Here is a 4,006-nt window from a genome sequence, read left to right as displayed (position 1 = left end):
GAAGCCGGCGTGCCTGGATGCTGGAGGAAAAAGCCCGGCGCCAGCTGGACAACCTCCACTTGCCGGGCAGGTACCCCGTCGAAACCATGCCGGCTGTCATGCAGCAGGCGGGCGCGCTCCTAGTCACCCTTACGGACCAGGAAATCTTCAGCTACACGGTGCCGAGCAAACTGCAGAATTACCTGGCCGCCGGGCGCCCGATCGTGGCCTCGCTAAACGGCGAGGGCGCGCGCTTGGTGCGGCGGGCTAACGCCGGCGTGGCAGTCGCGGCTGAGGACGGGGCGGCGCTGGCCGACGCGGTGCTGCGCTTGTACCGCACCGATCCGGTAGAGCGGGCCAGGATGGGAACCAACGGCGCGCGCTATTTCGCGCAGCATTTTTCGCACGACATGCTGGTCGGCCAGCTGGCCGCTATCGTCGGGTCGTGCATAGCAAACAGGAAGGATGAACAGTGATGAGGGTATTGGTATTGGGTGCGAGCGGCATGCTCGGCAGCGCGATGGTACGTGTACTCAGCGAGGATGCGGGGATGGAAGTGATCGGAACAGTACGCGGAGCTAGCGCCAGTCGTTACTTCGAGTCGGCGATTGCCGAGCGCTTCCTAATCGGGGTCGATGTCGAGAACGTCGACTCATTGGCCGGCGCGATGGCCGAGGCGCGCCCAGACGTGGTGGTTAACTGTGTCGGAGTGGTCAAGCAGCTGGCCCAAGCCAACGATCCCCTGCGCGTGCTGCCGATCAATTCCATGTTGCCGCACCGGCTCGCAAAGCTGTGCGCGTTGGCCGGCGCGCGACTGGTGCATGTGAGCACCGACTGTGTCTTTGCGGGTACCAAGGGGCGCTACCACGAGACAGACGTATCCGATGCGACCGATCTGTACGGAAAATCGAAGTATATTGGCGAAGTCCACACGGACAACGCAATTACCTTGCGCACCTCGATCATAGGCCATGAGCTGCAGAACGGCCATAGCCTAGTCGACTGGTTCCTCTCGCAAGGGGCGAACTGCCGCGGCTTTTCCAGGGCGATCTTCTCGGGACTGCCGACTGTGGTGCTGGCCACGCTGGTGCGCGATGTCATCTTCCCACGCCCGGACCTGTCGGGCCTGTACCACGTGGCCGCCGAGCCGATCAACAAGTTCGACTTGCTGAACCTGATCAAGCGCGTGTACGGCAAGCAAATCGAGATCGCCGACGACCCATCCCTGGTCATCGACCGCTCGCTCGACGCCAGTCGTCTGCGCGAGGCAACCGGCTACGTGGCGCCGTCTTGGAACGAAATGATTACCACCATGCATTCATATAAGTAGGAAGATCCATGTTTGACGACAAAGTATTATTGATTACCGGCGGCACTGGCTCGTTCGGAAACACGGTGTTAAAGCGATTCTTGACCACCTCGGTCAGGGAAATCCGGATTTTCAGCCGCGATGAGAAGAAGCAGGAAGAAATGCGGATCGCGCTCAACGATAGCAAGCTGAAGTTCTACATCGGCGACGTGCGCGACTACGCCAGCCTCGACCAAGCCATGCGCGGGGTCGACTACGTATTTCATGCGGCCGCACTCAAGCAGGTGCCGTCGTGCGAGTTCTACCCGATGGAAGCAGTGCGCACCAATGTGATCGGCACAGAGAACGTTATGAATGCGGCCCAGGCCAACGGCGTCAAGCGTGTCGTTGTGCTCAGCACCGACAAGGCGGTTTATCCGATCAACGCGATGGGCATTTCGAAGGCGATGGCCGAAAGCTGATGGTGGCCAAGGCGCGCCTGCAGCGCGAAGGCGACACGGTGTTCTGCGCCACCCGCTACGGCAACGTGATGGCCTCGCGCGGCTCGGTTATCCCGCTGTTCGTGTCGCAGCTACGCGAGGAAAAGCCGCTGACTGTTACCGATCCCAACATGACGCGCTTCCTGATGTCGCTGGACGATTCGGTTGACTTGGTGCTGTACGCCTACGAGCACGGGAAGCAGGGCGACATCTTCGTGCAGAAAAGCGCCAGCCTCGACCGTCGCCGACCTCGCGCAGGCGGTGCGCGAGATTTTCAACAAGAGGAACGAGATCCGCGTGATCGGCACCCGCCACGGCGAAAAGCTGTATGAATCGCTGATCTCGCGCGAGGAAATGGCGCACGCCAAAGACATGGGCGGCTACTACCGGATTCCGGCCGACAACCGCGACCTGAATTACGCCAAGTACTTCAGCGAGGGCGAGAAGGAAATTTCCGAATTGGACGACTACACCTCGCACAACACCGAGCGCCCCGGTTCGGAACATATCAGCAACGGATTTCGAGCTTCGAACATCCAGGGAGTTCGTAGCGTAGTTCTGACGGTGTGTACCGGATAACTGCTGGACGTGCTGGCCAGCTCGGCCAGACGGTCCACGATATCCTGGCCCCGGCAGACTACGTCATTACCTTAACCAGGTATTCTCCGGATGAAATCGAGCGGGAGCTTGATCTGTCAGCGACAGGCGCTCGGTGTTGTGCGAGGTGTAGTCGTCCAATTCGGAAATTTCCTTCTCGCCCTCGCTGAAGTACTTGGCGTAATTCAGGTCGCGGTTGTCGGCCGGAATCCGGTAGTAGCCGCCCATGTCTTTGGCGTGCGCCATTTCCTCGCGCGAGATCAGCGATTCATACAGCTTTTCGCCGTGGCGGGTGCCGATCACGCGGATCTCGTTCCTCTTGTTGAAAATCTCGCGCACCGCCTGCGCGAGGTCGGCGACGGTCGAGGCTGGCGCTTTCTGCACGAAGATGTCGCCCTGCTTCCCGTGCTCGTAGGCGTACAGCACCAAGTCAACCGAATCGTCCAGCGACATCAGGAAGCGCGTCATGTTGGGATCGGTAACAGTCAGCGGCTTTTCCTCGCGTAGCTGCGACACGAACAGCGGGATAACCGAGCCGCGCGAGGCCATCACGTTGCCGTAGCGGGTGGCGCAGAACACCGTGTCGCCTTCGCGCTGCAGGCGCGCCTTGGCCACCATCAGCTTTTCGGCCATCGCCTTCGAAATGCCCATCGCGTTGATCGGATAAACCGCCTTGTCGGTGCTGAGCACAACGACACGCTTGACGCCGTTGGCCTGGGCCGCATTCATAACGTTCTCTGTGCCGATCACATTGGTGCGCACTGCTTCCATCGGGTAGAACTCGCACGACGGCACCTGCTTGAGTGCGGCCGCATGAAATACGTAGTCGACCCCGCGCATGCTTGGTCGAGGCTGGCGTAGTCGCGCACGTCGCCGATGTAGAACTTCAGCTTGCTATCGTTGAGCGCGATCCGCATTTCTTCCTGCTTCTTCTCATCGCGGCTGAAAATCCGGATTTCCCTGACCGAGGTGGTCAAGAATCGCTTTAACACCGTGTTTCCGAACGAGCCAGTGCCGCCGGTATCAATAATACTTTGTCGTCAAACATGGATCTTCCTACTTATATGAATGCATGGTGGTAATCATTTCGTTCCAAGACGGCGCCACGTAGCCGGTTGCCTCGCGCAGACGACTGGCGTCGAGCGAGCGGTCGATGACCAGGGATGGGTCGTCGGCGATCTCGATTTGCTTGCCGTACACGCGCTTGATCAGGTTCAGCAAGTCGAACTTGTTGATCGGCTCGGCGGCCACGTGGTACAGGCCCGACAGGTCCGGGCGTGGGAAGATGACATCGCGCACCAGCGTGGCCAGCACCACAGTCGGCAGTCCCGAGAAGATCGCCCTGGAAAAGCCGCGGCAGTTCGCCCCTTGCGAGAGGAACCAGTCGACTAGGCTATGGCCGTTCTGCAGCTCATGGCCTATGATCGAGGTGCGCAAGGTAATTGCGTTGTCCGTGTGGACTTCGCCAATATACTTCGATTTTCCGTACAGATCGGTCGCATCGGATACGTCTGTCTCGTGGTAGCGCCCCTTGGTACCCGCAAAGACACAGTCGGTGCTCACATGCACCAGTCGCGCGCCGGCCAACGCGCACAGCTTTGCGAGCCGGTGCGGCAACATGGAATTGATCGGCAGCACGCGC

General features: G+C 60.0%; 3 protein-coding genes and 2 pseudogenes. 3 read left to right on the top strand and 2 right to left on the bottom strand.

All coding sequences use genetic code 11. The features are described 5' to 3' along the window. From D3872_RS08325 to D3872_RS08315, 3 genes and pseudogenes are all read left to right on the top strand, one after another. Nucleotides 1–455, top strand: a 455-nt coding sequence (locus tag D3872_RS08325; RefSeq protein ID WP_119810332.1) for a glycosyltransferase, incomplete at its 5' end; no start/stop codon positions are given. Beyond that, entirely contained in the window at nucleotides 455–1,309 is an 855-nt protein-coding gene (locus tag D3872_RS08320; RefSeq protein WP_119809636.1) for a dTDP-4-dehydrorhamnose reductase family protein, read from the top strand. The genes D3872_RS08325 and D3872_RS08320, both read left to right, overlap by 1 nt. Before the next feature lie 8 nt (nucleotides 1,310–1,317). Further along, nucleotides 1,318–2,346: pseudogene (locus D3872_RS08315) on the top strand (polysaccharide biosynthesis protein). A 66-nt stretch (nucleotides 2,347–2,412) separates the two neighbouring features. Here D3872_RS08315 and D3872_RS08310 read toward each other — a convergent pair. After that, nucleotides 2,413–3,412: pseudogene (locus D3872_RS08310) on the bottom strand (polysaccharide biosynthesis protein). An 8-nt stretch (nucleotides 3,413–3,420) separates the two neighbouring features. Continuing rightward, a partial coding sequence (locus tag D3872_RS08305) for a dTDP-4-dehydrorhamnose reductase family protein (RefSeq protein ID WP_147373839.1) occupies nucleotides 3,421–4,006 on the bottom strand: 586 nt, incomplete at its 5' end.

This window comes from Massilia cavernae, assembly GCF_003590855.1.
Taxonomy (GTDB): domain Bacteria; phylum Pseudomonadota; class Gammaproteobacteria; order Burkholderiales; family Burkholderiaceae_D; genus Telluria_A; species Telluria_A cavernae.
The sequence above is the reverse complement of the archived record's forward strand: the minus strand, read 5'-3'. Positions and strand labels throughout refer to the sequence as shown.